Here is a 25,836-nt window from a genome sequence, read left to right as displayed (position 1 = left end):
CTTTGATCCCAACGGTTATCCACAAGGGCAAGTATAAATGCATATCTCAGTCAACGGAAATACATACCTCAGTAAATACCGTTGCATATCACAGTATTAGATAATGCATACGTCAGTCAACATTTAACACGCTATAGTCAATGCTGAGCCCCCTTAAGACCAGTCAACACGGGGGCTCAAACGATCCGGGGATCTCTTTATGATCTCACTATGATCTCTATAGGATCATTTATTGGATCGACACTATGAATAACTCTGCCAGACCAGTTCACATCAAAATTGACGTAAGTCCGTCACCTGGTGTGATATTTTTAATACACCTCGCGATGAGTTCATCGTCATGATGTCGCACTACTCCCCGACCAGATCAAATCTTGACTGTAGTACGTAACCTTCATCGGCTCTTTTGGCCACTCTGAATAATAGAATCGCATACCACAGTCAATATATTGCATGCCACAGTGAATATTCACAGCAGGAAAGATTTAGTGTGCGTAATTGGCATCAGCGCGTCAGTGCTTTCAGTAAGTTCAGCTCTTTTCCGCTTCCTCAACGCTTTCTCACGGAGCGCGAAAGCGTTCTGCGGCGAGCGGTAGTAACTATTATTGACTGCGGTATGCAGTATCCGTGAAATCTCATCTGATCCAGATCGATAACTGCCTATTTCGTGAGCAACTTTGCATGTTTTAGTTCACTTTGCGTTTTTATTGTTGCTTTGCATTAAATTCCAAGATTTAATAAAATAATGCAAAGTGATGATTAAAGGATGCTCAATATGGGACTAATGGATACACTTAACCAGTGCATAACCGCTGGCCACGAAATGACTAAAGCAATTGCGATTGCCCAATTCAATGATGACAGCCCTGAGGCTCGCAAAATTACCCGCCGCTGGAGGATTGGTGAAGCCGCTGATTTAGTTGGAGTATCGTCTCAGGCCATCAGGGATGCAGAGAAAGCAGGCCGTCTGCCACACCCCGATCTTGAAACCCGCGGCAGAGTTGAACAACGTGTCGGCTATACCATCGAACAAATCAATCACATGCGGGATGTTTTTGGTACCCGTCTGCGGCGTTCAGAGGATGCCTTCCCACCGGTTATCGGCGTCGCCGCTCACAAAGGTGGCGTTTATAAAACGTCGGTTTCTGTTCACCTTGCTCAGGATCTTGCTCTGAAAGGGTTACGTGTTTTGCTTGTTGAAGGCAACGACCCGCAAGGAACAGCATCGATGTATCACGGATGGGTACCCGATCTCCATATTCATGCTGAAGACACGTTACTCCCCTTCTATCTTGGCGAAAAAGATGATGCCAGCTATGCGGTAAAACCTACCTGCTGGCCAGGTCTCGATATCATTCCATCCTGCCTGGCATTACATCGGATTGAAACCGAACTGATGGGTAAGTTTGATGAAGGAAAACTGCCAACCGATCCGCATCTGATGCTGCGTTTAGCCATTGAAACAGTGGCTCATGACTATGATGTCATCGTGATCGACAGCGCACCCAACCTGGGTATAGGTACTATCAATGTGGTTTGTGCGGCCGACGTGCTGATTGTACCAACGCCTGCAGAATTATTCGATTACACCTCCGCTCTGCAGTTTTTTGACATGCTGCGTGACTTATTGAAGAACGTTGATCTGAAAGGATTTGAGCCGGATGTCCGCATCCTGTTAACTAAATACTCTAACAACAATGGTTCGCAGTCTCCCTGGATGGAAGAGCAGATCCGAGATGCCTGGGGAAGTATGGTTTTGAAGAATGTTGTCCGCGAAACGGATGAAGTCGGTAAAGGTCAGATCCGTATGAGAACGGTTTTCGAACAGGCTATCGATCAGCGTTCCTCCACTGGCGCCTGGCGTAATGCACTGTCTATCTGGGAGCCTGTTTGCAACGAAATTTTTGATCGCCTGATTAAACCACGTTGGGAGATTAGATAATGAAACGCGCCCCCGTCATTCCAAAACATTCTGCGAGTACCGCACCTGCGGAAGTGGCAACGTCCCCCGCTCCGGCCGCGCCAATGGTTGATTCGTTGATTGCTCGTGTTGGGGCAATGGCCCGTGGAAATGCAATCGCTCTGCCTGTATGTGGGCGAGAAGTCAAATTTACACTGGAAGTTATCCCAGGTAGCTCGATTGAAGGTAACTCCAGAGTCTGGTCAGGTAATGAACGTGATCAGGAGCTTCTGACAGAAGACGCTCTGGACGACCTGATACCATCCTTCTTACTGGCAGGCCAGCAAACACCTGCTTTCGGGCGTCGGGTTTCAGGTGTTATTGAGATTGCGGATGGTAGTCGTCGACGAAAAGCTGCCATCCTGACATCCAGTGACTATCGGATCCTTGTCGGCGACCTTGATGATGAACAAATGGCGGCGCTGTCACGGCTAGGTAATGACTATCGTCCAACCAGCGCCTATGAACGAGGGCATCGTTATGCAACTCGCCTGCAGAATGAATTTGCCGGCAATATCTCTGCGCTTGCCGATGCCGAAAACATCTCGCGCAAGATTATCAGTCGCTGTATCAATACATCCAGATTGCCAAAATCGGTTGTTGCCCTCTTCTCTCATCCTGGGGAACTTTCAGCCCGGGCAGGTGAAACCCTCTTTAAAGCTTTTGCCGATAAAGAGGAATTACTGATAAAACAGGCTGCTAACCTGCATGGGCAAAAGAAAGCGGGAGTGATTTTTGAAGCCGATGAGGTTATTACTTTACTGACCGCTGTTCTGAAAAATACACCTGCGGTTAGATCTAATCTGAGCTCGCGGCATCAATACGCACCAGGTGCATCTGCTCTCTACAAGGGGGATAAAGTTATACTGAACCTCGACAGAACGCGCTTGCCTGCAGAATGTATTGAAAGAATTGAAGCCATTTTAAAAGAACTGGGATCTACAGCTTCATAACATACCGAACGGTGGAGAATTTTAATTTCAGAAGTTCTTCACCATAACGACCCTTATTCTTTATTGGTTACCCTTTCTATATTTCCCTAATCATCCGCCATCAGTTATCTGGGACCGCGGTCCCACTTAGTCAATGTACCCATCGGCGCTCAGCCCGCTGGGATCGCGGTCCCACCTTTATCAATGCACCCACCGGCAGTCAGCCAGCTGACACCGTGGTCCCACTTAGTTAAAGCACCCATCGGCGGTCAGCCAGCTGGCACCGTGGCCCCACTTAATCAATACACCCACCGGCGGTCAGTCAGCTGGGACCGTGGTCCCACTTAGTTAATGCACCCATCGGCGGTCAGCCAGCTGGGACCGTGGTCCCACTTAGTTAATGCACCGAGCGGCGGTCAGCCAACTGGGACCGTGGTCCCACTTAGTTAATGCACCCATCGGCGGTCAGCCAGCTGGGACCGTGGTCCCACTTAGTTAATGCACCGAGCGGCGGTCAGCCAGCTGGGACCGTGGTACCACTTAGTTAATGCACCGAGCGGCGGTCAGCCAGCTGGGACCGTGGTCCCACTTAGTTAATGCACCGAGCGGCGGTCAGCCAGCTGGGACCGTGGCCCACTTAGTTAATGCACCCATCGGCGGTCAGCCAGCTGGGATCGCGGTCCCACCTAGTCAATGCATCCACCGTCGGTCAGCCTGCTGGGACCGTGGTCCCACATAATCAATGCTGCTACCGTTGTTCTGCCTGCTGGTACCGTGGTCCCATTTAATCAATGATCCCACTGCCAGTCGGTCAGCTCGGACCGTGGTCCTACATAATCAATGTTCCTACCGTCGGCCAGCCTGCTGGGACCGTGGTCCCATTTGAACATAATGCTGCTCACATTACCCTGCCGGCCTACACTCACCGTCAAATAAACGAAGGATATGGAAGCACTCCGCATCTGCAGGCCGGCAGTGAGTGATAAGATATTGCTCGGCAGGAAACAAATAATTTCCTCGGCGGCTATCCCTCCAGGCCGATCGGTCTCAGGAGTATCTGGCCCGTTACGTACAGTATTTCAGAGCTACGGGTTAGGAAAGGGGCTACGATGGCATGACCGACACAGTATATGCCAACCATCTAATAGGCGGAGGTAGCTATATTGATTATCCGTAAAAACGGAGGATAAAACCGGGAGAGGGCTGTATAACTGATCGCAATTACCTGAGTATCCATCATGAAGAAGCTATGACGTTTTCAATCTGAGGAGGGAAACTTAGCTTTTCTGCGTTGCAGCTCTGATTTGAACGCCTCAAGCTGACAGGTGTTGATTTTTATCCACTCATAGCTGGTCATACCGCCTCGAGAAAAAACCCGCACTCGCCATTCAGGATTTTCCCAGTTGGCAACACGCTGCACGTCTCCGATGCCGAAGTAGGAGAGTGGGTATATTCGAATATACTTATCCCATAGAATATAGATCACAGGTATGGAGATGATGGCCAGAGTTACCAAAGTTATCATTTGCATTCCTTTAATTTGCCAGAGTTATTGATAAAAGAGTGATACCCGGTTTTTTAAACGATAAGTTATTTTTCTTCTCATGGAAAGCTGGATGAGCTGTCCATAGCTCATCGATGAATAACTTTTCCTGTTTTGCATTTTCCCATCCTGGTGGCCATGCAAGCCAGACCCGGGCTGAGCCATGCCGGGTTAAAACCTGGCAACCGGTAACTCTTTCCAGCGGGTTGTATATGCCGGCGACAACATCTCCCGCTTCATCTGCCACTCAGGAGCAATACCTCTGCCGGCAAACCAGATCTTACCAAGCCCTGAGTGATTAATGCCATCGAGGACTTTCATCAGTTCATCACTGTGCGGCCGCGGCTGTATCTCATCGAACAGGTTCAGCTGAGAGACTCCGTTTGGACTGAAATCGTTCAGCATGACGCCGGCTTTTGCGTAACGATGGCCAGGTACCCAGATCCTGTCCAGCGCGTTAACCGCAGCAGCGATAATGTCCCGGGTATCGCGCGTTGGCGTACTCAGTTTTTCCGTCGAGATATTTCCGTAGTACGGCTCTTTGACGGCGAACGGCGAGGTTTTGATGAATGCGGAAATGTGCCGGCAGTACTGGCGCTCACCGCGCAGTTTTTCAGCTGCCCGCTCAGCGTACTGACATATGGCCTGGCGGAGCTCATCATAGGTGGTGATCCGCTGCCCGAAGCTGCGACTGCAGACGATCTGCTGTTTGGGCGGTGTTGCTTCCTCCAGCGAAATGCAGCTCTCTCCGTTCAGCTCCCGGACCGTTCGCTCGAGTACCACGTTAAAGTTTTTCCGGATGAACGTCGGGTTAGTCAGGGACAGCTGCAGCGCCGTGGTGATCCCCATCACTTTCAGTTTCTTCGCTATCCGGTTTCCAACCCCCCATATTTTTTCAACCGGCTGCAGGGATAGCAGCTTTGCCGTTCGCCGCGGATTGGCCGGAGTCAGCGCCAGCACGCCGCGGAATTGCGGCCACTCTTTTGATGCCCACTGCGCCGACTTCGCCAGCGTTTTTGTGGCGCCGATACCGACTCCGATCGTCAGACCGGTGCCATTGCGAACGTGCTCACGCAGCTGCGTGCCGAAGGCTTCCAGGTCCATACAGTGGCTGATACCGCTGACGTCCAGGAAGCATTCGTCGATGGAGTACTGCTCAACGCGGGGAGATAACTCTTCCAGCAGCGCAACCACGCGGTTACTGAGGCTCGCATAAAGCTCATAATTACTGGAGAACACGTACAGCTTCTCAGGGAACTGTGTGGCCTTCAGCTGGAACCACGGGGTGCCCATCTTGATGCCCAGTCGGCGTTTGGCTTCCGCGCTTCGGGCGATTACACAGCCATCGTTATTACTAAGGCAAACCACTGGTTTTCCTCGCAAATCAGGGCGAAACACCTTCTCGCAGCTGGCATAGAACGAATTCACGTCGGCCAGGGCGTACATCAGTCCGTATCCCGTGTTTTATGAATAAACGCGGTCACCACGCCAAATATCTGCAGCGTTTCCGGGTCCGGGTACAGGTTAGGATAAGCCGGGTTCATCGCCTGCAGGGCAGGGCGGGGGGTCAGCAGAAGCCGCTTGACGGTAAACTCCCCTTCAATCTCGGCAATAACGATATCGCCATGCCGGGGTTTTTCCGCTTTATCGACGACCATCAGATCGCCGGAGTACAGACCGATGTCCGTCATCGAGTTTCCGATGGCCCTGACGAAATAGGTCGAGTGGCGCCGGCGAATACAATACTCGTTGAGGTCCAGTTCTGATTCGGTGTAATCGGCTGCAGGGGAGGGGAAACCTGCCGCGCATCGTTCAGTGAAAAGCGGAAGAGTGAGTATTCCGGGGTTGAGTGCTGCAGATGTGAATTTCACCGTCTTGTTCCCTTTTACTGTACATATATACAGTAATTATTTTACCGGCTGCTTGTTTTTGCAAGCCTCTTTACGCCTCCCCACGCTAACCCCCTGCTGTGATGGCGAAAAAAAGTGTCATGTAACAAAAACGCATGCCAGGACGGCACTGACCCCGTTATCCTGTAATATACTAATATCAAATGAATTTCATTCCCGAAGAGGTCTTTATGTCACCCGGCTTCAGAAATGTTCTCCGGTTTGCCGGCGTCCCGGTCGACAGCAGTGAACCTGTACGCAGAAAATACGGCAGTCAACTGATTGGCATTGTCACCGTGTGCCTGCTTCCGCTTCTGGTGTTCGACGTCCCGCTGTGGATCTTCGTGGTGTCGCAGGTTATCTGGGGGGCGGGGGTTTATATCGGCCTGTCCCTGGTCGGAGGCAAGCCCCGGCCACGCTGATATTCTTTTCACTCTGCTCAAAAAAAGAACAGTTAACGCGACGCCTGCCTTATGGCTCTTCTCCGCCAGCTGCCTCCAGGTTATCCACAGAGTTAAACAGACGCTCTGTGGATAGCGGGTTCCCGAAAGTTTCTTCCGCCGTTCACCCGTTCTCCTGTGCGTCCGCTGCCGCACGGTGCCTGTGTGGGCGCCTTTACCTTTCCTGCCCGGTACTTCAGAAAATAATGATGTCGCGCTGCTCCGCATCGATGCCGCGCCTGGCGCGGGAATAGTCACTGCCCGGAGCCAGTGTGCCGCGCCCGGGCGGACACGGGACGGGCGGCTTTTCCGCTCCTGTCCGGCGTTGTTGTGATTTTACGCCATCCACTCGCCTTTTGAGGAGCGCCCTTCAAGCCGCTTTCGCGGCATAGCCTTGCCGTCGGAAAGCCTGACGGCTGCGGTATTCCACGGTCAGCTTGACCCGTTACCGGTCGCGGCGTACAGGCTCCGGGCAGCAGGGAACGGACGTCGTACCGACGTCCTCCTGGGTGCCCCCTGTCACCACGAGGTATCCTTATGTCCCGTTTTATCCTGGGTAACTGTATCGATATTATGGGCGGCTTTCCCGATCGCGCCGTCGATTTCATTCTGACCGATCCCCCGTACCTGGTCGGCTTCCGTGACCGCGCCGGCCGCACCCTTGCCGGGGACAAAACCGACGAGTGGCTCCAGCCTGCCTGCAATCAGATGTATCGCGTACTCAAAAAAGACGCGCTGATGGTCAGTTTTTACGGCTGGAACCGCGTCGATCGTTTTATGGCCGCATGGAAAAGCGCCGGGTTCAGCGTGGTCGGGCATCTGGTGTTCACCAAAACGTACTCGTCCAAATCCGCGTTTGTCGGCTACCGCCATGAATGCGCCTATATCCTGGCGAAAGGGCGCCCGCCGCTGCCGCAGGACTCGCTGCCGGACGTGCTGAGCTGGAAATACAGCGGCAACCGCCACCACCCGACCGAAAAACCCGTTACCAGCCTGCAACCTCTGATCGAGAGCTTCACACACCCGAACGCCATTGTTCTCGATCCGTTTGCCGGCTCAGGCTCCACCTGCGTGGCAGCCCTCCAGTCTGGGCGCCGTTACATCGGCATTGAACTGATGGAGCAGTACCACAAAGCGGGGATTGCCCGCCTGTCAGCGGTACAGCGCGCCATGCAGCGCCCGGCCGCCAACGACGTCTTTTATCCGGAGGCCGCGTAATGAACTACGGCGGACACGAAACCCTGCGCCGCGATATGGCCGGGCTGGCGAACAACCTGTGCGACCTGAAAACCACCCTCACTGTGCTGGAAGAAAAGTATCACTACCGGCATGACGGGCTGCCTGAACGGCTGGCTGGCATGAGTCTGCGGCGTATCAGCGAACTGCTGGACAAGGCATTCAATATCGCCCTGATGCTGGATGAAAGTTTTCAGGACTGACAGCGGGCGGCGGTGCCGCCCCACAGAATCAACGGAGAAAAAATATGTACGGAACCTGTGAAACCCTCTGCCGGTTGCTGAATGAGCACTATCCCGCAGAAACCCCGCTGAACCTGATTGTCTGGTCCCCGGAGGATATCGAAGCGCTGGCCGGCGGGATGGAATGTGTCGTTTCTGAACAGGACATAAAGGCGGTGCTGGAGCGCATGGACGCCATACCGGAAGACCAGCGGCTTGAGTCGGGTGTGTCTGCCGGTGCGGTGATGAGCCTGATCGAGGAAGTGAAAGAGGCCGTTGCGGGAGTCCTGGTGCCGGCTGACCTGCTCGAAACCCTGCTGACGACCGCCGAACAGGCGTTATGGCACAGGGAATGGGCCGCCCGGGATGATAACCATCCGGTGCCGGAAAGCGTGACCCGTCGCCTTTCTGATACGGCGAAAGTGCGCGCATTACTGAAAAACTGAAATCTGCACGCCGCCCGGGCGGCGTGTCATTAACCTGTTTCGAGGACGATACCATGCAGGAAACCACCACACTAAACGCCCTGGTGATGCGCCGCGCGCGTGATCTGATAGCTGATTATGGATGGCCTGACCATACCGATGTTGATCAGCGTGATCCGGTAAACAAACCCGGATGGATAAGCATGTATGTCCGTCTGGATGCGGCAAATATGGTTCATCTGCTTCCTTTGCTTTGTACCGGTGGCGTACCCGCAGAGCTGCAAACTGCCATGACAAAAATAGCCGGGACGCCCGCGCAGATTATTTTATCCGGCAGCCGTTATGCAGACGCACCACAGCTTCCGGAGGACGGGACACAAATATCCTTTCCCTGGGCCGGGGAATGGCTGACGGAGCCGGAAATTCACGCTGTAACCGATTGTCTGTTTCATGCCGTCCGGAATATCTCCCGGCAGGTTCGGGAGGATGCTCGCCGGATAGAGGCCGCGCTGACCACTCGCGGGGAAACGCTGTTTTACCGCCAGACACGAAATTTCCGTCTGGTTGTGAAAGAAAATGATATGCCCTGCTGGCTGGACGAGGATGACGACAATGTACCGGTGGTGCTTGATGCCATCCTCAACAAAGGCGCGCGCTACAGTGCCGTTGAGTTCTTTGTTATCAGCGACAAAGTGGATCAGATCCTGGCGTGTGGGCAGATGTGCGATGTGTTACGTACTCCGGGAGAGCCTCCGCGCCGGTGGATGGATTTAACCCTGCTACATGAGGTCATGGCAGAAGCGCGCGCAGAAATCACCCTTGTCTGCAATGCATTTTCAACAATCCGATCAGTGTAAGGAACCGCCGGGGGGAGGAAAGGGGAGTCCTTCCCTTTTTTGCCTGCCGGCGTAAGAGGACCAGTGCTAAAAGGATGTCCCCGTGCCGGCTCCGCGTTCACCCGGCCCGGTTTCCGGGCCTTATCGGTGAAAACCACTCTCTGATATCACTGTGGCGTATGCGGGCTGTGCCGTGCCTCCATCGTAGCCGGGCTGTCGCGAATGCAAGAGTGCGCTTCGCCGCGGCGGTCACCCGGTCCCTCCTTCCCGTCAGCCGGGTTCTTCCGGTCGTTCGCCCGCTCAGTTTTCACGGACTCACCCTTCAGCTCCCGCCTGCCGTGTGCGTCAGGCTGCGGCTTCCCTTGCGCCCCTGCATTCCCGACTGACCGCCCGTCTGTTATGGAGGCACGGCACCGCCCGGTGTCGCAGTCCATGTGATTACGGAGGTTTTTACCATGCAGTTGAAAACGCGCGCGGTCCTGAATGTTGAAGAGTCCGATCGACTTTCCTTCCTGCCGTACATGTTCGGCAATGATTTTATGATCGCGGAGTTACAGGTGTACGCCCTGGCGAAAAAACTGATGCCGGAGTATGAAGGTTGTTTCTGGTACTTCATTCGGCTGCCGGAAGGCGGTGGCTACATGATGCCGGATTGTGGGCGAGTACATCTGGTTCACACGGAAAACTGGTTCGATCGTACCGTCAGTGCCGACGCGGCGGGCATTATCCTGACCAGCATGGCTGTTAACCGTCGTCTGGCGGCCTGGCATGATTGCAATAACCCGGCCCTGACCCACCTTTACATGCTGCGTGATGCCCAGCTCTGGAATCACATTACCTTTCACCCGGAATGCAACGCCATTTACGCCGCGCTGGAATGATTAACGACCAGGATGGCATGTTTTCAGAGACTGAATAATACACGGCGGGGAAATCCCGCCGGTTAAGGATAATACGGATGAATATTGCGCCAGAATCCCGCGAAATACTGCGACAGTACAAAGCCCTGATAAATGCCCGCCGCCGTGATTCCGGCCAGCGGGAACTCACAACCGCGCAGGTCATGGATGAAATCTGCGAATATATGACCTGTCAGTGCGCCGTGTATCTCGGCGGTCATTTCATCTTACAGGGTGGAAAAGAACAGTAAGCAGGATGGCAGGCGTCGGGCAGGAGGGCGCCTGTCAGCCCGCGCGAAAACCCGGGCAGGCTGCGCCTGCCGGCGAGGCGTTTCGCCGCGCCTGCGGCGCCGCACACGCTCTCTCCGTTACTGGTCAATAAGATCGACGAAAGGGTATACTCTCCGCAAAGTTGTTTGTTAACCGGTAATGCCGATGTCAAAGTGGAATATCGCCTCTTTCTCAAAAGAAGATCAGGACAAAGTCTCCGTCGATAAAGCGGCCGCTGCCGTCGCATGGCTGGAGCGAATGAACAAGCCTGTTGTGTCCGAGCTCGCGGAGCGTGAACAGCCAGAGCATCTCCGTGAATATTTCCAGGATAGATTGCGTATTCACAGGCTGAACAGCCAGCAGCTGCCGCGCGCAAATGCACCTGAATATCAGAAGCCAGAAGAAGGTTAAGGAGAGTGGGCCAGTGGAGGGAAAAAGTATGCGTATGTCAGTCATGTTTGCTGTCGTTGCTCTGTTTACCGGGATTAACCTTTTGTATAACCCGTTTCAGCCTGTCCCCGCATTATGGGGGGCAACCCTGGCCGTTGCTTTTGTCCTGATAAACGTAGTGGCAGATAAAATGCGTCTCTGGACTGGCGTGGCATGGATTATCGTTGCCGGCATCGTCATGACGATGATGCTGAAGGGGAAAGAACCGGGTAACGAATTAAGAATGGTGATTAACGTTTTTGCTTTCCTGAGTTCAGCCTGGTACAGCGTTGCGCTGTACAGAAAAGAAAAACATTTTCGTTCCTGACGTGCCCGTTTGCGTAATTGTATGTGACCTCACTACCCGTTTGCATTTTACTTGACCTTCGCCAACAAAATGCAACCAGGTTGACAGGCAGCTAAGAGCGAAAAACGGACCTTCAAATCCGAACCGGTTCGATTGATTAACCTTGGCTGTCAGTCAAGCCATCGTTAACATGAATCCGATCGAAAATTCCTTATCGCATTTTTTACAAATACGCAGTGTCAAGAAAGACAGATTCTGGCTCATGACAAGTAGAGTGGTTCATTTGTATAAAGAGACTTCGCCTTCAGGACGCGTTTTGAACCTGCGATGCATCCACAGGTATTGCTCAGGAGCACGGAGAATTTCATGCTCGATGATCTTATTCATATAAGCCGCTGCGGCGACCTTGTCTTCCCCTGGATAGCCTGACAACGGATTGCTGATATACATGTGATAACCTTTTTTATCGCTACGTCGAATCATGCTAAGTGTGATTAAGTGTGCACCAGCGAGCTTTGACAGAGCATACGTTCCGTTCGTCGTTGCTGCTTTTTTTACCGAGAAAAAAGGTGCAAAAACGCTTCCTTTAGACCCATAATCCTGGTCTGGTGCAAACCAAACGGCTTCACCAGCTTTTAGCGCATGAACAAAACCAGATAAATTACGGCGATTAATCATAGCTTTATTTGAACGCATACGCCCTTTTGTCTGTACCCATTCCATTAATGGATCATTGTGTGGGCGATACGTTGCCATCATAGGATGACATAACCCCATTACCCTTCCACACAACTCAAGGGACATAAAATGAATCCCGACAACCATTACTCCTCTTGTCGCGCCGGTCAGGTTTTCAAGCCCTTCAACATCAAACCATTTTTTGACTCTCGCATCGCTCCAGAACCAGGCCATTCCTGTTTCCATCAGTCCCAGCCCAAGAGAAACAAAGTTTTTATTAACCATCTGGCTCCGGGCAAACGGTGTCATCTCGGGGAAGCACAGTTCGATATTTCTAATCGCAATTCCTTCCCGACGTTTCAGAAAGGGTCTGGATATTTTTCCAAGGCCAGAACCCAGAATATGTAAAACCGGGTAAGGAAGCTGAACGAGAAGCCACAGCAGACCCAAACCAGACCAGGTAAGCCAGTGGCGAGGATGAAGTAAATTATGAGTAAACGTCTGTGCCATAAATTTCCTTAATGCTAATGAAGGTTATAACGCAAAAGGAAAACAATGAGGCAATTCGTCTTTAGCGATACATTTTGTTTTAGACAATTTAAACCCATCTAAATTCAGAGAAAATAATTTTGAAATGCCTGGTAAAGGATTTAAAGAGCCAGGATGAATTGTAAGCCAGCAAATTTATTCTGTTATAAATCCATGGTTTTATCATTGATACTCAAGAAATTGTCTTCTTGATTCATCATCATCAAGGTACTCAAAAGAAAGAAGCCGAATTTTGGTAAGTTTATAAAACCACTCGCAATCGTTTCGTTGAATACTTTCGCCTGGTTTGAAACATATCCCTGAAGCCACCCGGATAATCGCATATTTACCATTACTAAACCTGACCCGGTGAATACAGAAAGGTTGGCCAGCCTGTCCGTGACAGCTGTTCGACAGGATATGCCCTTCAATAAAAACAGATTTTTTAGATTTCATTATCATACCCTCGACAACTGCAGTACAGGAGAAATGTTGTCATTTCCCGACATCACTGTCGTTAAGTGGCAGAAGCTGATCAGCCGCCGATACACCAGCATTCTGAAGGCCTGAACAACAGTCCGCAGGCAGGGCACTCAAGAACCGCATCTTTTCTTAGTTTACCTGCTTTCTGATCGGCTCTGTGTGCGCATACCGGGCAGGCAACATGAACCGGTCTTTCTTTAAAATACCTGAGCCCATTTGTATAAGACATAAATAATTCTCTGAGGAATAGAGTGATTATTATACGCTTTAATAGAAAAATAACTGGCATAAGTTATGTTAAGTTGTGTCTGAATCAGGATATCAGATATTGAAAATTGAACATCTTATTTATGATACACTACCCTTCCGTGAGAAATTTAAGATGAAATCAGAAGACACCCTTGACTGGTATCCGGCACAACTACCGCCTGTGAAAATTATTCTTGGCGAAGCCGTGCTGGCTGTGGGTAAACAGGGCCGACCGATTAATACCCGCACCTTGCTGGAATACCTTCAGGTCATGCAGGACAAACAAAAAAGGCGGGATGACAAAATCGCCATGCAGACTGCGATTGATGTTCTCAGGGATAATCAGCGCATTAACGGCAGACGTTAATGCACCTCCGGGATCAGTGTCAGTTCTGAATGATCTCAACCGTATGGTTTTGTCCATCATCCTTCAGCGGTATTCTGTCATCAGGGAGGAGAACACCATCCAGCGTCACGCAATATTCTGCATCGCCGCGTGAAACACTAATCTGATAATGGCTTTCACCATATTGATATGCCATAGAAAAAGACGACCACTCATCCGGTAACCTGGCATGAACACTAAAGTCAGTGCCGGAACGTTTTATCCCCAGTAATTCCTCGGTAAGTAAACGCCAGGCCCAGCCTGCGGAACCGGTATACCAGCTCCACCCTGCACGTCCGGTATGGGGAGCGACGCTGTAGACATCAGCACTCATGACATAAGGCTCAGCTTTATAAATCCCGACAGAGTCCGCATTCAGGGTATGATTTATAGGGTTGAGCATTGACCAGAGTTGCCAGGCTCGTCCGGCATTCCCCATTCGGGCAAAGGCCATCACTGCCCAGATGGCGCCATGCGTATACTGCCCTCCGTTTTCCCGCACGCCGGGCAGGTACCCCTGTATGTAGCCCGGATTTGGACCGTGTCCGTCGAAAGGAGGCGTTAACAGTTTGATCAGCCCTCCTTCGTTATCCACAAGGTGCTTATCCAGCGCCTGCATGGCCTTTGCGCACCGTCCCGGGCTCGCGGCGCCGGACAATACAGACCAGCTCTGCGCAATCGCATCAATCCGGCAGTCCTGTGAGGTTTTCGATCCCAGGGGAGTACCATCGTCAAAATACCCGCGCCGGTACCATTCCCCATCCCAGGCGTGGGCTTCGAGATTACTTTGCAGGCGCAGAGCCTGTGAACGGCACATCGCGGCGACGCTTTCATCCAGCCTGCGCTCCGCCAGCGCTGCAAACCGCTGCAAAATGTCGTACAGGAAGAAGCCCAGCCAGACGCTTTCACCTTTGCCTTCGATACCCACCCGGTTCATCCCGTCATTCCAGTCACCAGCCCCCATCAGCGGCAGGCCATGCTCCCCGAAGCGAAGTCCATAGTGAATAGCTTTGACGCAGTGTAACCAGAGTGTCTCTTCGGTGCCGCTGATGACCGGCGTGTCATAGACAGACTCTTCACCAGGCTGAAGCGAGCGTCCCTCCAGATAAGGAATGCGTATTTCCAGTGCATCCATATCCCCCGTCGTTTCAACATAGTGGCAAACAGCAAGCGGCAGCCAAAGATAGTCATCGGAACAGCGGGTACGCACACCGTTGCCGTGAGGCGGGTGCCACCAGTGCTGCACATCCCCCTCGATAAACTGCCGTGATGCACAGAGTATTATCTGTTCACGCATCCGGTCCGGAGCAGCGTGGCTCAGAGCCAGCGTATCCTGCAGCTGATCGCGAAAACCAAATGCACCGCCAGACTGATAGTAGCCACTCCGGGCCATAAGACGGCAGGCGACCGTCTGATACAACAGCCAGCCATTAACCAGTAAATTTACGGACGTGTCGGGGGTGTTAACTACGATTTTATCGAGAACATTGTGCCAGTGATTATGAATCCGGTTCAGCTCCTGGCGGACCGTATCCTCGTTCATGTAGCGGGCCAGCGTCTCCTGAGCACAAACATCATTCTCCTCTGCACCGAGGATAAAAATAAACGTCCTCTGGTCCCCGTCAATTAATGTAACCGCCGATTGCACCGCTCCGCAGGGATCCAGACCGGCCCCCGTCTTACCAGAAAGCTTTTGCAGTTTCATAGCCGAAGGGGCGTGAAGGGAACCATTACGGCCAATAAACTCCCGGCGGTCCCCTGTCAGAGAACAGTCATTACCGCTGACGGCAAAAAATGCAGTTCGGCCGCCACCATTATCACCATAAAAGTTATTCGCAAGTATCCCGCAGCCGCCGGGCGTTCTGGCCACATGTGTCACAATGTGAGGGGCTGAGCGCGTTCGTGTTTCTCCGAGCGTCCACTCTACATAGCCTGTGACGGAAAGTTGACGTGTCCGTCCCGAAGAGTTACTGAGCGTCAGGAGCACCAGTTTAACCGGATCTTCTTCAGCAACCAGGACCGTCAACTCGCTGTCTATACCACTCTCACGATGGGCAAAAACGCTGTAGCCAAAACCATGGCGGGTCAGGTAATCACCGTGTCCGCGAACAGGTAAAGCCGTCGGCGACCAGCACTCCCCGCTCTCTTCATCGCGCAGGTAAAATGCCTCGCCGCTGCGATCGCTCACCGGATCGTTCTCCCACGGCGTCAACCGGTATTCATGGGCATTCTCATACCAGGTATAGGCCTGCCCTGCCTCTGAGATCACACTGCCAAAACGAGAATTTGCCAGTATGTTCGACCAGGGAGCCGGTGTAAGCGCATTTTCCCGAAGGACGATCTGATACTCCCGCCCATCCTGAGAAAATCCACCGTATCCGTTGAAATGGCATAACTGACTGGTATCAGGGCTCCAGTCCGTATGTTGATTACGCTCGCGCACAGCACGCGGAATGAATGCCCTTGCCGGCGATTTCAGGGTATGAATACGCTGGTTAAGCTGCTCATTAATACCCCCTGCGCGGTCATCAATATAAAGACAGGCCACGCTCATCAAAAGCAACTTATCCTCAGCGGAGAGATGCTCACCGTTGCGGACAAAAAGCCCGCCTTTTTTATCCAGTAGACTGGCTTCAGACCCGGCATAAATTAACTCCATAACCTGATTTTGTAATCCCTGCTGGTAGCCGCCGGGGCTGTTATTCAGGATAACTAAATCAACATCCAGCCCTTTCTGTCTCCAGTAACGGTGTGCCTGAATCAGTGTGGTCACTGAGGTGATACTTTCCTCGCTGGTTATACTCAGCAGCACTATCGGCAGATCCCCTGAAATTGCCCAGCCCCACAGTCCGGACTGGCCACGCCGGTTGCGGCCGATCGCCTGGCCTTCGGCGCGCAGCTCCTGGACAGGGTAAAGCACAGCGCTGGCGAGACTATTGAACAACGTGGCATCATCTTCACTGGCGTTCATCTGGCGCAATACCACCAGACTGTGAGACCAGGCCAGTTCAAAGACGCGATCGGCGATAGGGTAATCGCGATATTTCTCCAGCAACGCCAGGCTCTGCTGACGGGTCTCGCTGATGCCATAAATGATATCAATCGTAACCGGCTGCCCCGGCTGCAGAATAATGGCGTTGCGAATTGCCAGTATCGGATCCAGCACCGAGCCCGACGTGTTGCCTAGCATCCCTCCCGTCTCTATTGCCTGTGCATTCGCAGGGTTTCTGCCACGTCCAATAAACCTTGCCCTGTCCGTTTCAAACGACACGTTATGTCGGTTATCGCCGTGCACCACCATCATGTGAAACAGGCAAGGGCCCGGTTCATTCGGTGAGCGCGGGCGCCGGTGGCAAAGAATAGCGTCACGCTCAGGAGCCAGCTCAGTCTGAATAAACAAATTGCTGAATGCCGGGTGTGCCAGATCGCTGGCATCAGGTGCCAGTACCACTTCAGCATAGGTTGTCAGCTCCAGAGAGCGAGGCTTGCGACCACGATGAATCAGTGTGAGCCGTCGCAATTCAACATCATCCTCCGGAGAGATCACCACCTGAGTTTTGACGCTGAGTCCCCCTAAGCTGCGTCTGAATTCTGCCCCCGCATCGGTGAACAACACTTCCTCGTCTTGTCCGCTGGTGTAGCCTGTTGGTTGCCAGGTATTGCTCCACACATCTCCCGTCTGGGTATCGCGGATGTAGCAGAATGCTCCCCAGTTATCACGGGTGGTATCACTGCGCCAGCGCGTTAGTGCAATATCATTCCAGCGACTGTAACCGCCGCCGCCCGCGGTCAACATCAGATGATAATGGCCGTTGGACAGGAGTTGAATATCCGGGGCGGGGGTATCCACGCTATAGAAAATACGGGGTTCATAGCGAACGGGTTTGACCATGCCCTCATGAGATTCAAAATGACGGCGCGGACTGTACAGATCGACCGCATCCGGCACGCGCTCCTGTAACAGCAGACTCGCTGACCGGAATACCGTACTGGACATAAAGCGTTCAGTCATGGGGGCATCAAGCAGCACATGAGCCAGCGCCTGAAATGCCATACCCTGGTGATGCGCCATCCAGGACTGTACCACCGCATAGAGCTGACCGGTTGCAAGACGTGAGGGGGTATAGTCCAGCGCTTCATAAAAACCGTATTCTCCGCATGCACCATTTTTTTGCAGCCTGAACAGGTTCTCACAGGCTTTCTGCGGGGAAACCATCAGCGCCAGCAGCGTGGCGTAAGGAGCGACAACCATGTCATCGGCAAGCCCCCTGCGTAGACCGAGCCCCGGTACGCCAAATGCCTGATACTGATAATTATGCTGAACATCAAAAGCATGATAGCCAGACTCTGAAACACCCCATGGTACCCCGCGTTCTTTCCCCCAGTGAATCTGGCGCATAACCGCCGACTGACTCATTTCATCGAGCAGGCTGCCGGGCCAGGTGGGCATCACCAGATTCGGCATCAGATATTCAAACATCGATCCGCTCCATGACATCAGGGCAGTTTCATTATCAATCGTGGTAAACAATCGACCCAGCGCGTACCAGCTTTTAAGAGGCAGCTGATTAGTCGCAATGGCAAGAAAACTGGTCAGGCGGATTTCAGACGGCAGGAGATCGTAGTGGCTTTTGTCAGGCATATTGGTGTCACAGTTATAACCGACGCTGAGCAGACTGGTTGCTTCACTGTACAGAAAGGCGAAATCCATCCGGGCATGCTCATCCAGCCGCTGTTCCAGCTCGGTGATAATATTGAGTCGCATTCGGGCCTGCTCCGCCACTGACGCCGGAGGCGTTCCTGTACCGGTTAATGTCGGACGGGCAAGCTCGCTCAGCGTCGGCAGCGTCTGTTCATTCCAGGATGCAGGCAACCAGCCAAGCAACAGAGACCACTCATGGCAAAGCTGAACCAGTTGATGCTCCAGATGTCCAGCCCAGCGCATCTGAAGAGGAGATCCCTGATGACATGCGCTGGTCAGATGGTTGCACTGGGTGCGCATGCTTTTCAGTTCGCTGAAAAGCGCCTGCGGAGAGAGCGACACCGCGTTCAGGCAATGCTTGCGCAGCAGTCTCAGGCTGTCAGGTGGGTTCTTACCCCACTGTTTTTCCAGAATATCCAGCGTATCGTTCAGTCCTGCCAGTATCTGTTGGTTGCTTAAAACAGGCTGATGACGCATGGCGGACAGGCCTGCACGCAGGGTCAATAAATGCCCGGCCATATTGCCGCTGTCGACGCTGGAGATATAGCGTGGACTTAGGGGGGCCAGCGTACGGGTGTCATACCAGTTGTAGAGATGGCCCCGGTAGTGCTCCATTTTATCCATCGTGTCGAGCGTGAGCGACACGCGCCGGAGCACCTCTCCGCCGGGCAGGTAGCCAAAGTCCCATGCCGTCAGGTTAGCCATAAGTGAAAGACCAATATTGGTAGGAGAAGTTCGGTGTGCCACCGTCGGTTGTGGTATTTCCTGATAATTATCAGGCGGAAGCCAGTTCTCTTTTGCTGTGGCAAATGTTTCAAAAAAAGCCCAGATTTCACGGCTTGTCTGGCGTAACAGCTGTTTTTGTTCCTGATTAGGCGAAAAAACCTTACGCACGGGCTGGCGACTCAGCCAGCTCATCAGCAGCGGTGCCACACACCATACCAAACCGATCGGTAACGCAATCCCCAGCAGCTGTGGGGCAAATTGTCCGGTCAGTATTGTCAGCGCCACGCCACCGGCAACGTTCAGCCACATCGCCTGATAAAAACGTGCAACAGTGGGTCTGGCCTGACTGCTGTCCTGGCTGTGGCTGACCCACTGGCTGAGGTGACGCCTGCTTATCCCCAGTCGCCATAGCGTCACGGCGATCGCTTTCAGCGAATATCCGGCTTCGTGCGGCAGTATCGCAAAATTAAGGCTGATACCTGACAGACGCTTTAGCGCGCCCGCCCCCACCATTAACAGATGCGGCTTCACGCGGCGACGCAGAGGTTTATGCAGAAGGTCGTGGCTAATGCAGAGGATGGCTGGCAACAGCCATATCAGCAACAGTATGCCCAGCCAGTAAACCGGGTTGGGTACCCAAAGCAGAGCGAAGAACAGCAATATCAGTAAGGAGGGGGCGACCAGACTGCGACGTAGATTATCGAGTAATTTCCAGTAAGAAAGCGCGGTCAGCGGATTCCTGACCCGGGTTCCATCGGCTTTTCTGACGCGTGGTTTTAGCCAGTTAAGCAGTTGCCAGTCACCCCGGATCCAGCGTGAACGTCGTGCAACATCCGACAGATAATTATTAGGGTACTGTTCGTACAGTAACACCTCGCTCAGCAGACCCGAACGTGCATAGCATCCTTCAAGCAGATCGTGGCTGAGTACCAGATTTTCCGGGCAGATGTTGGTAGTGGCCTGCATAAAAATATCAACATCGTAAATCCCTTTGCCCACAAACGAGCCTTCCCCAAAGAGATCCTGATAAATATCCGAAGACATCATCGAATAAGGGTTATTGCCCGGTACGCTGCTGCGCAGGGCTGCGTAACGCCCCTGACCGTTGCGTGGTATCTCCTCCGCAAGACCGGGCTGTAAAATACCGAATCCTTTGACAACCCTCTGGCGTACCGGATCATACTCAGGCGTATTCAGCGGATGCGCCATCGTCGCGACGAGTTTGTGTGCCGTATCGCGCGGGAGCACCGTATCGCTGTCCAGGGTAATGACGTATTTTATGTGACCCGGTAAAAGGTGGGCAGGCATCTCTGCAACGCTGACGAATTGCGTTCCGGGATGGCGCAACCAGCTGTTCAGTAACGCCAGTTTTCCCCGCTTGCGTTCATAGCCCATCCACGCTCCTTCCGAGGGGTTCCATTCAGGCTGGCGATGTAACAGATAAAAACGTGGTCGGCCGGAGGGGTAGCGGCGATTAAGCGCCTGCGTATCGGCGATAGCCTGTCTGAGCAGCGCGTGACTTTCCGGCGAGGGTTCATTTTCAGAATCAGCAAAATCAGTGAGCAGCGCGAACCTGAGATTTTCGTTTTCATTCCCCAACCAGCAGACTTCAAGACTGGTGAGGAGCTGGCTGAAACTTTCGTGGCTGGTCAACATGCAGGGAATGACTAACATGGTGGCACTGTCAGCGGGAATACCGGCTGAAAAATCCATCCCCGGTAAGGGTCGAGGAACGCGAAAACGGGTGGTTGCATCACTGAGCAAATCGCTCATTAACTGAGTTAATGCGATAATCAGAGGTAATATCACCGCGATCAATAGCCAGTCTGCGCCCTGCATGGCGGTTTCGTGCAATATTGCTGCGGTCGCTGCGGTTGTCAGCAACGCCAGGCTTCCAAGCCATGACAGCAGGGTTATTCTGTTGAAACTGTGCCGCAAGCGTATGAGCCTTGAGGCGTCTGCCAGGAGATGAATATCCAGCGCCTGTCGACCTTCGCCCGCAAGATAATAACCAACATGATGTTCCGGTGTATCGGGCGCTTTTTCCTCTGAAAGCGCCAGCACCTTCTCAGCAACCTCAGGCTCGCTGAGACCGCTGTCCCTGGCCAGAACCTCAACTACGTGCCGGTAATGATCCCGGGTATTGAAGTGCATCCGGGGATAGATGCCGGCAGGATCATTGCGTAATGCCTGTTCGACAACGCTTATCGTTTCGGCGAAATCAGCCCAGTCCGTTTCACTCAATAAACGCAGGCCCGCGATGCTGTTACTGACGGACAGCTGGCTGGCGGCAAGCTGCTGATTGAAACTATGTATGAGAACGTCAGTGGTGATCCCCTGTTCCCGAAGGCACTGATCAACCCAGGTCAGAGGTAACGACAGCGCGTTGCCATGCCCCTGCAGGCGCCGCACCAGCTCTGCGACAAACGCACTGGTTAACGGAGGTCGGGAGCGCGCCATATCGGCAACCACCATGATTAAATCACCAGGCGCACTCTCTGCGCATTCGACAATCCTTGTTATCCACGTATCAGCAAGGTTTCTGTCCTGCTGCGCTTTTATCACTTCCATACTGATACGACGAAGATTTTCAATCAGCGCAAGGCGCAGCATTCCCGGTAACGCCCAGACTTCACCCAGCGTCAGCGGCGTCACCTGTTGATAGGCAGTGAGATAGCTGGTCAGGCTGGCGGCATCCCAGCGGCCATCGCCGTGAGCAATGGCCTCTGATGCAATATGATAAATTCGTGGGCAATTCAACGGCGATACAAGCGACGGAAGACCTTTGCCAAAGCTTTTCGGCAGATGCTGGCGGACAGTGCGGATTTGTTCCTCAATCAGATAATAATTGTCCAGCAGCCATTCACCGGCGGGCATGATACTGGTCTTTTTACCCGCGTTAAGCTCATAGCAGTTTTGGGTAATGACGGCCTCATTGTCGCCAAGCCGTTTCAGAAGATAATAAGGATGCCTATCCGGTGATACTTTATGAGTTCGCGCCAGCTTCTGGCCGTAGCGTTCCATCTGGACGGTCGAAAAGAGTTCTGACCGCGGCGAGCTTTCACCGGCAGGATCGTTCGCCGAAAACGTTATGTTTTCGGCAGCATTCTTCGGAATACGGGAGCGGTTAAACCACGCTCTGGGGATCATTTTCATAGCATTGCTCTGATGCAACGTTAGCGCGCAGGAGCAGTTGCGAAATCAGTTCAGAAACGTTCTCTCAGGATGGGCGTCAGGCATCAGGGATTTAACAGCTGCCGGAATCTAACATAAGTATAGGACATGAGCTCTGTTCTGCGGTTTTGGTCGAGCTAGCGTCGGGAGATAAACAGAGCCTTACATCCGGGGCAAAGCATGGTCTGGTTGAGCCGGATTTTTGACAACGGTTGTACTGATTTTAAGCCACAAACAGGACAGGCAGCAGTGGCAGTAGACGCACTGCTGAAGAATTTCATTGCGTAATTGATAACAGACATAACCATTAACCTTTCAATGAATGAGCTTCACCGTACCACATATGGTTAAGTTTTAATCTATCTATTTTGACACACTGAAAATCAGGAAAGATAAATGTTCGCAGCCACAGGCCCCCTGAGACCGTTTATCCGGCAAAATTCTATGCGCCTTCCAAGGATGAGTAATTCTGATTCGCGGGAGTTAACGGCTGAAATGTGAAGCAGAACGTCTTTTCTTCCATCAGATGGGATGATGAGGCCTTTACCACTAAGAATATCAAAGCTTTTGACAATTCCTGTCATTTTATGGGACAAGTCAATTCCTTATTGAAAACACGTAAAGACTATACATTGAAAATGGCATTCAGCCACTTTTATTTTCCCTACAGGACCTCTGGACGGCTAAAAGATAATTTGCTTATATCGATTCCCTGTGCCTTAATGAATCCCATCAGTTCGATGTACTAATGAAAGTTAGAAATTTTCCGGGCAGTTCTCATTACCAGGCGCTATCGTTGATATCCCCTCTTTTGAGTCCATATGTTTAATCCTATACGTTTACTATCAATACAATCATGTATAACGGAGTCAGTATGACCTCTAGAATTATGGGCCTGGTTAAATGGTTTAACGAAGACAAAGGTTTTGGCTTCATCTCTCCTCTTGATGGCAGCAAAGATATCTTTGTCCATTTGTCTGCACTTGATGGCGACAACTTTAAAACTTTATTTGAAGGTCAGAAAGTTGAATTCGCCATTCACCGCGGAGACAAGGGTCCTGCTGCTGCAAACGTAACACTTTGCGATAAATAAATCATTGTGGGTCTGCGATAACTATAAAGGATTATTCCTGAGTAGACAGATCCATAACTTAAATCAGATGAAAGTCGTTTATTCATAATATCTGATCAGCATATTTTTCAAAATTATGAGTATGCTAACCGATGTGATGAAGTGCAGTACTACTGCATAAAAAGTCTAAAAGCACAAACTAACCACATGTTAAATAAGAAGTGCGTAATGGCATTGACCTTAATGGCATCTGCCAGTTAATATCCACGAGAGAACAGGGTAATAGAATATGATTAAAGTCCTTGTTTTCTTTAATGCTGAATCCTGTAAAGTCATGACCGTTCTGGAAGGTATATCCTCTATCAGGCAGGAATATCCAAACGGTGAAGAAACACATCTTCGGATTATGTCTGCAGGTTTTCCTTCCTTAACTGGCGATCATGGTATTGTTTACGTGGCTACTGACAGGGAGTTAACGTCACAGGAGATACTTGATGCGGCCAGGAAATATTTATAGCATTTTTGTCATGCTCTCTGCTCCACGTTTAATTGCATGCTTACCCTATTTATCAGAATCGAACAAAAATGAGTTGAAAACATTTATGGCCTGCTAACAGCAGGCTTTTTTTTTACATTACACTTTTTTAGAAACACCTCTATAAAGAAAAAGTAATTCGCTACCTTCTGACAAAATGCAGGTGTCTCTCCCCTGCGTGCCATCTTGCCATTTGTGAAAAACCTTGCTAAGTGGCGGCGCTGTCTCTCCTCATTTTAAATCTCATCAGGTGTGACTGAAGCAATAAGTTATGAGGATATAAAAAGGCTCTCCGGATGACTCCTGGCATCATAGTTTTAAGTACCTTCAAAAACGCATGGACATTTCGTAGGAGTTGTAATTTAGTTCTTACACATTCTTCTTAATTTTTTCTTGCGACAAGAGATTTATATAAGTAGTCTAAACCTCGTTAATAACAATATGTCCCAATCGCATTAAAATGCTCAGTAAGAAAAATCGGGTCGATGAGCAACCGTCGACATTGGTATTTGCTGAACAACGAAAAAACTTTAAAAGGTCTCTTTATGTCAGATGCTCTAACACAGTTAAACAATATCCGTACCTTACGTTCTCAGACTCGTGAAATGTCATTAGATGTACTGGAAGATGTTCTGGAAAAGTTTAAAATTATTCTTATAGAACGACGAGAAGAAGAGACATTACGTCTTGCAAATGAAAGTCAGCGCCGCGATAAACTGGAAACACTTCGTCAGATGATGCTTGATGAGGGTATCGACCCCTCCGAACTTTTAGCTGCTATTGGCTCTCCGGGTAAGGCTAAAAGGACGCGCTCCCCCCGCCCCGCGAAGTATCGATATACTAACGAAACTGGAGAGTCAAAAACATGGTCAGGTCAGGGGCGAATGCCGAAGCGGATCTCAAATCTGATTGCTGAAGGTGGGGAATTAAAAGATTTTGAAATCAGCTAAAAAGAGCCGGGTAAAACCCGGCTCTTTTTTGTAAATGCCGCAAGTTGCCTTAGAGAATAGTCGAGAAACATTTAGTTCCGTCGATGTAGCCGAGGCCTGTTTAAAATCACAGTGCTGCTTAAGGGAGAAACCGGTTATCTTGCAGATCGCTACAGCGAGTGAAAAGAGAGCCATCAGGAGCTTTCATTCCGAGTCAATCAGGACAAAAAATAACGTATGTTCTTCGTGAATCCATACTGCATGAGCTTAACAACGTCTGCCATTGGCACACAGCTGCCGGTCACGCAATGCCATGACTCCCCCTCAGCATCAGTGGCGATTTTTTGTTGGCGATGGACAAATAAAATGCAAACGGGTGGTCAAGTGAATGCAAATACCCACCCGTTTTCGCAACGGGCGTCCGGGCGGGCTGTCATGCTTCGCACAGAGCCAGCTGCGCTGTCTCTGCCCGGCCCCTCCGGGGCAGCGGGTTTCCATCCCATGACGCAACATCAACGGCGGCTTACAGCCTCCGTGCCGGAGGCGTCGCCCTGTCGCGCCGTAGCCTGCGCTCCCTGCACCCCGGCGAAAACCAACGGCCGCCGGGCTGTAAGGGGCACCGCCGTTTCGCGTGCCGCGCTCCGACGTTGCGGCGGGTCCCTGCTCTGTTCCGCTCCTGGTGCATCACCCCTTTAAGCCCCTTTCGCCTGGGCTGAGACAACCACAACCCGCCTGGCTGTCCAGGGACGGCGTGGCCTTTCGCAATAAATTTTTCCCGGCCATTCCGCTTCGCGCCATTAGACCGAAAAAAATTTCCCGCTCACCCCGGACATCTGCACCGGGCCGTGCTCGTTGACGCCCTTGCGGCGAAGGTTCTCAAACGGGTGAAGTTTATACCATCGGGAATATCGCAGCCGGTTCCCGCAAACGTCAAAACCGCGGCTCCCGAAACTCAACGGGTGATGTTCTTTAAAAATCAGGAAAAAAC

Annotated in this window: 24 protein-coding genes and 2 pseudogenes; 16 read left to right on the top strand and 10 right to left on the bottom strand. The window is 51.8% G+C overall.

The genetic code is table 11. The features are described 5' to 3' along the window. Positions 1-775 precede the first annotated feature (775 nt). Together sopA and ACE3MN_RS27700 are read left to right on the top strand one after the other, a co-directional pair. Positions 776-1,942 (top strand): plasmid-partitioning protein SopA, encoded by a 1,167-nt coding sequence (gene sopA / locus ACE3MN_RS27705; protein WP_064349905.1) that lies wholly within the window; start codon positions 776-778, stop codon positions 1,940-1,942. Continuing rightward, the gene (locus ACE3MN_RS27700; protein WP_367971056.1) at positions 1,942-2,913 is read left to right on the top strand and encodes a ParB/RepB/Spo0J family plasmid partition protein; all 972 of its coding nucleotides are present in this window, start codon (positions 1,942-1,944) and stop codon (positions 2,911-2,913) included. Before sopA ends, ACE3MN_RS27700 begins: the two co-directional genes overlap by 1 nt. 1,237 nt (positions 2,914-4,150) lie before the next feature. Here ACE3MN_RS27700 and ACE3MN_RS27695 read toward each other — a convergent pair. From ACE3MN_RS27695 to umuD, 3 genes are all read right to left on the bottom strand, one after another. Next, positions 4,151-4,417: a hypothetical protein gene (locus ACE3MN_RS27695; protein WP_375364405.1), complete on the bottom strand. Its 267-nt coding sequence runs from the start codon at positions 4,415-4,417 to the stop codon at positions 4,151-4,153. A 189-nt stretch (positions 4,418-4,606) separates the two neighbouring features. Then, positions 4,607-5,881, bottom strand: coding sequence for a Y-family DNA polymerase (locus ACE3MN_RS27690; protein ID WP_375364404.1), 1,275 nt, complete (start codon positions 5,879-5,881; stop codon positions 4,607-4,609). Next, entirely contained in the window at positions 5,881-6,306 is a 426-nt protein-coding gene (gene umuD, locus ACE3MN_RS27685; protein ID WP_064349914.1) for a translesion error-prone DNA polymerase V autoproteolytic subunit, read from the bottom strand. Before umuD ends, ACE3MN_RS27690 begins: the two co-directional genes overlap by 1 nt. 209 nt (positions 6,307-6,515) lie before the next feature. Between umuD and ACE3MN_RS27680 the strand changes: the two genes are divergently transcribed. The 9 genes from ACE3MN_RS27680 to ACE3MN_RS27640 all read left to right on the top strand — a co-directional run bounded on the left by ACE3MN_RS27680 (position 6,516) and on the right by ACE3MN_RS27640 (position 11,408). Beyond that, entirely contained in the window at positions 6,516-6,746 is a 231-nt protein-coding gene (locus tag ACE3MN_RS27680; protein WP_375364430.1) for a hypothetical protein, read from the top strand. 555 nt (positions 6,747-7,301) lie between these two features. Next, the gene (locus ACE3MN_RS27675; protein WP_375364403.1) at positions 7,302-7,982 is read left to right on the top strand and encodes a DNA methylase; all 681 of its coding nucleotides are present in this window, start codon (positions 7,302-7,304) and stop codon (positions 7,980-7,982) included. After that, on the top strand, positions 7,982-8,203 hold the full coding sequence (locus ACE3MN_RS27670; protein WP_064349924.1) for a hypothetical protein: 222 nt from the start codon (positions 7,982-7,984) through the stop codon (positions 8,201-8,203). Before ACE3MN_RS27675 ends, ACE3MN_RS27670 begins: the two co-directional genes overlap by 1 nt. A gap of 44 nt (positions 8,204-8,247) precedes the next feature. Further along, positions 8,248-8,667, top strand: coding sequence for a DUF1380 family protein (locus tag ACE3MN_RS27665; RefSeq protein WP_064349927.1), 420 nt, complete (start codon positions 8,248-8,250; stop codon positions 8,665-8,667). A gap of 53 nt (positions 8,668-8,720) precedes the next feature. Continuing rightward, positions 8,721-9,503 (top strand): hypothetical protein, encoded by a 783-nt coding sequence (locus ACE3MN_RS27660; protein ID WP_110277162.1) that lies wholly within the window; start codon positions 8,721-8,723, stop codon positions 9,501-9,503. A 434-nt stretch (positions 9,504-9,937) separates the two neighbouring features. Next, positions 9,938-10,363 (top strand): antirestriction protein, encoded by a 426-nt coding sequence (locus tag ACE3MN_RS27655; protein ID WP_064349942.1) that lies wholly within the window; start codon positions 9,938-9,940, stop codon positions 10,361-10,363. A gap of 77 nt (positions 10,364-10,440) precedes the next feature. Continuing rightward, positions 10,441-10,632 carry a hypothetical protein gene (locus ACE3MN_RS27650; protein ID WP_064349931.1) on the top strand — a complete coding sequence of 64 codons (192 nt, stop codon included), beginning with the start codon at positions 10,441-10,443 and terminating at the stop codon, positions 10,630-10,632. 184 nt (positions 10,633-10,816) lie between these two features. Beyond that, positions 10,817-11,062, top strand: a complete 246-nt coding sequence (locus ACE3MN_RS27645; protein ID WP_375364402.1) for a DNA polymerase III subunit theta — start codon at positions 10,817-10,819, stop codon at positions 11,060-11,062. A 28-nt stretch (positions 11,063-11,090) separates the two neighbouring features. Next, complete coding sequence (locus tag ACE3MN_RS27640) at positions 11,091-11,408, top strand: hypothetical protein (RefSeq protein WP_064349935.1); 318 nt, start codon at positions 11,091-11,093, stop codon at positions 11,406-11,408. Between the two features lie 258 nt (positions 11,409-11,666). On the opposite strand, the gene lpxP is transcribed toward ACE3MN_RS27640, so the two are convergent. The 3 genes from lpxP to ACE3MN_RS27625 form a co-directional block, all read right to left on the bottom strand. Beyond that, on the bottom strand, positions 11,667-12,575 hold the full coding sequence (gene lpxP / locus ACE3MN_RS27635; protein WP_015705671.1) for a kdo(2)-lipid IV(A) palmitoleoyltransferase: 909 nt from the start codon (positions 12,573-12,575) through the stop codon (positions 11,667-11,669). A 201-nt stretch (positions 12,576-12,776) separates the two neighbouring features. Beyond that, positions 12,777-13,049 carry a hypothetical protein gene (locus ACE3MN_RS27630; RefSeq protein WP_171279005.1) on the bottom strand — a complete coding sequence of 91 codons (273 nt, stop codon included), beginning with the start codon at positions 13,047-13,049 and terminating at the stop codon, positions 12,777-12,779. A gap of 79 nt (positions 13,050-13,128) precedes the next feature. Further along, a complete protein-coding gene (locus tag ACE3MN_RS27625) occupies positions 13,129-13,305 on the bottom strand; it encodes a YnfU family zinc-binding protein (protein ID WP_213076229.1) in 177 nt (58 codons plus the stop codon). Between the two features lie 153 nt (positions 13,306-13,458). Between ACE3MN_RS27625 and ACE3MN_RS27620 the strand changes: the two genes are divergently transcribed. Continuing rightward, entirely contained in the window at positions 13,459-13,692 is a 234-nt protein-coding gene (locus ACE3MN_RS27620; protein ID WP_004132711.1) for a hypothetical protein, read from the top strand. A gap of 19 nt (positions 13,693-13,711) precedes the next feature. Here the strand turns inward: ACE3MN_RS27620 and ACE3MN_RS27615 are convergent, their stop codons facing one another. The 3 genes from ACE3MN_RS27615 to cspF form a co-directional block, all read right to left on the bottom strand. After that, positions 13,712-22,294 (bottom strand): GH36-type glycosyl hydrolase domain-containing protein, encoded by an 8,583-nt coding sequence (locus ACE3MN_RS27615; protein ID WP_136455094.1) that lies wholly within the window; start codon positions 22,292-22,294, stop codon positions 13,712-13,714. A gap of 155 nt (positions 22,295-22,449) precedes the next feature. Continuing rightward, on the bottom strand, positions 22,450-22,614 hold the full coding sequence (locus tag ACE3MN_RS27610; RefSeq protein WP_213076230.1) for a YnfU family zinc-binding protein: 165 nt from the start codon (positions 22,612-22,614) through the stop codon (positions 22,450-22,452). An 81-nt stretch (positions 22,615-22,695) separates the two neighbouring features. Beyond that, positions 22,696-22,908: a cold shock-like protein CspF gene (cspF, locus tag ACE3MN_RS27605; protein ID WP_071847018.1), complete on the bottom strand. Its 213-nt coding sequence runs from the start codon at positions 22,906-22,908 to the stop codon at positions 22,696-22,698. Positions 22,909-23,186: 278 nt separating this feature from the next. Here cspF and ACE3MN_RS27600 point away from each other — a divergent pair, with 278 nt between their 5' ends. The 4 genes and pseudogenes from ACE3MN_RS27600 to ACE3MN_RS27585 all read left to right on the top strand — a co-directional run. Continuing rightward, complete coding sequence (locus tag ACE3MN_RS27600; RefSeq protein WP_000203924.1) at positions 23,187-23,405, top strand: cold shock domain-containing protein; 219 nt, start codon at positions 23,187-23,189, stop codon at positions 23,403-23,405. A 268-nt stretch (positions 23,406-23,673) separates the two neighbouring features. Then, positions 23,674-23,901, top strand: coding sequence for a hypothetical protein (locus ACE3MN_RS27595; protein ID WP_010434226.1), 228 nt, complete (start codon positions 23,674-23,676; stop codon positions 23,899-23,901). Positions 23,902-24,464: 563 nt separating this feature from the next. Beyond that, positions 24,465-24,869 carry an H-NS family nucleoid-associated regulatory protein gene (locus tag ACE3MN_RS27590; protein ID WP_023303013.1) on the top strand — a complete coding sequence of 135 codons (405 nt, stop codon included), beginning with the start codon at positions 24,465-24,467 and terminating at the stop codon, positions 24,867-24,869. A 52-nt stretch (positions 24,870-24,921) separates the two neighbouring features. Next, positions 24,922-25,031: pseudogene (locus tag ACE3MN_RS27585) on the top strand (arsenical resistance protein ArsH); the annotation flags it as partial. Positions 25,032-25,398: 367 nt separating this feature from the next. On the opposite strand, the pseudogene ACE3MN_RS27580 reads toward ACE3MN_RS27585, so the two are convergent. Then, positions 25,399-25,510, bottom strand: a pseudogene (locus ACE3MN_RS27580) (hypothetical protein); the annotation flags it as partial. Positions 25,511-25,836: the final 326 nt, after the last annotated feature.

This window comes from Klebsiella grimontii (genome assembly GCF_042137965.1).
In the GTDB taxonomy this organism is placed as follows: Bacteria; Pseudomonadota; Gammaproteobacteria; order Enterobacterales; family Enterobacteriaceae; genus Klebsiella; species Klebsiella grimontii.
This window is presented reverse-complemented; position numbering and strand designations above follow the sequence as displayed.

Excerpts from the sequence above, each read along its gene's own strand:
- sopA (WP_064349905.1), top strand. The coding sequence starts at position 776 with ATGGGACTAATGGATACACTTAACCAGTGCATAACCGCTGGCCACGAA.
- ACE3MN_RS27700 (WP_367971056.1), top strand. The coding sequence starts at position 1,942 with ATGAAACGCGCCCCCGTCATTCCAAAACATTCTGCGAGTACCGCACCT.
- ACE3MN_RS27695 (WP_375364405.1), bottom strand. The coding sequence starts at position 4,417 with ATGATAACTTTGGTAACTCTGGCCATCATCTCCATACCTGTGATCTAT.
- ACE3MN_RS27690 (WP_375364404.1), bottom strand. The coding sequence starts at position 5,881 with ATGTACGCCCTGGCCGACGTGAATTCGTTCTATGCCAGCTGCGAGAAG.
- ACE3MN_RS27680 (WP_375364430.1), top strand. The coding sequence starts at position 6,516 with ATGTCACCCGGCTTCAGAAATGTTCTCCGGTTTGCCGGCGTCCCGGTC.
- ACE3MN_RS27675 (WP_375364403.1), top strand. The coding sequence starts at position 7,302 with ATGTCCCGTTTTATCCTGGGTAACTGTATCGATATTATGGGCGGCTTT.
- ACE3MN_RS27670 (WP_064349924.1), top strand. The coding sequence starts at position 7,982 with ATGAACTACGGCGGACACGAAACCCTGCGCCGCGATATGGCCGGGCTG.
- ACE3MN_RS27665 (WP_064349927.1), top strand. The coding sequence starts at position 8,248 with ATGTACGGAACCTGTGAAACCCTCTGCCGGTTGCTGAATGAGCACTAT.
- ACE3MN_RS27660 (WP_110277162.1), top strand. The coding sequence starts at position 8,721 with ATGCAGGAAACCACCACACTAAACGCCCTGGTGATGCGCCGCGCGCGT.
- ACE3MN_RS27655 (WP_064349942.1), top strand. The coding sequence starts at position 9,938 with ATGCAGTTGAAAACGCGCGCGGTCCTGAATGTTGAAGAGTCCGATCGA.
- ACE3MN_RS27650 (WP_064349931.1), top strand. The coding sequence starts at position 10,441 with ATGAATATTGCGCCAGAATCCCGCGAAATACTGCGACAGTACAAAGCC.
- ACE3MN_RS27645 (WP_375364402.1), top strand. The coding sequence starts at position 10,817 with ATGTCAAAGTGGAATATCGCCTCTTTCTCAAAAGAAGATCAGGACAAA.
- ACE3MN_RS27640 (WP_064349935.1), top strand. The coding sequence starts at position 11,091 with ATGCGTATGTCAGTCATGTTTGCTGTCGTTGCTCTGTTTACCGGGATT.
- lpxP (WP_015705671.1), bottom strand. The coding sequence starts at position 12,575 with ATGGCACAGACGTTTACTCATAATTTACTTCATCCTCGCCACTGGCTT.
- ACE3MN_RS27630 (WP_171279005.1), bottom strand. The coding sequence starts at position 13,049 with ATGAAATCTAAAAAATCTGTTTTTATTGAAGGGCATATCCTGTCGAAC.
- ACE3MN_RS27625 (WP_213076229.1), bottom strand. The coding sequence starts at position 13,305 with ATGTCTTATACAAATGGGCTCAGGTATTTTAAAGAAAGACCGGTTCAT.
- ACE3MN_RS27620 (WP_004132711.1), top strand. The coding sequence starts at position 13,459 with ATGAAATCAGAAGACACCCTTGACTGGTATCCGGCACAACTACCGCCT.
- ACE3MN_RS27615 (WP_136455094.1), bottom strand. The coding sequence starts at position 22,294 with ATGAAAATGATCCCCAGAGCGTGGTTTAACCGCTCCCGTATTCCGAAG.
- ACE3MN_RS27610 (WP_213076230.1), bottom strand. The coding sequence starts at position 22,614 with ATGTCTGTTATCAATTACGCAATGAAATTCTTCAGCAGTGCGTCTACT.
- ACE3MN_RS27600 (WP_000203924.1), top strand. The coding sequence starts at position 23,187 with ATGACCTCTAGAATTATGGGCCTGGTTAAATGGTTTAACGAAGACAAA.
- ACE3MN_RS27595 (WP_010434226.1), top strand. The coding sequence starts at position 23,674 with ATGATTAAAGTCCTTGTTTTCTTTAATGCTGAATCCTGTAAAGTCATG.
- ACE3MN_RS27590 (WP_023303013.1), top strand. The coding sequence starts at position 24,465 with ATGTCAGATGCTCTAACACAGTTAAACAATATCCGTACCTTACGTTCT.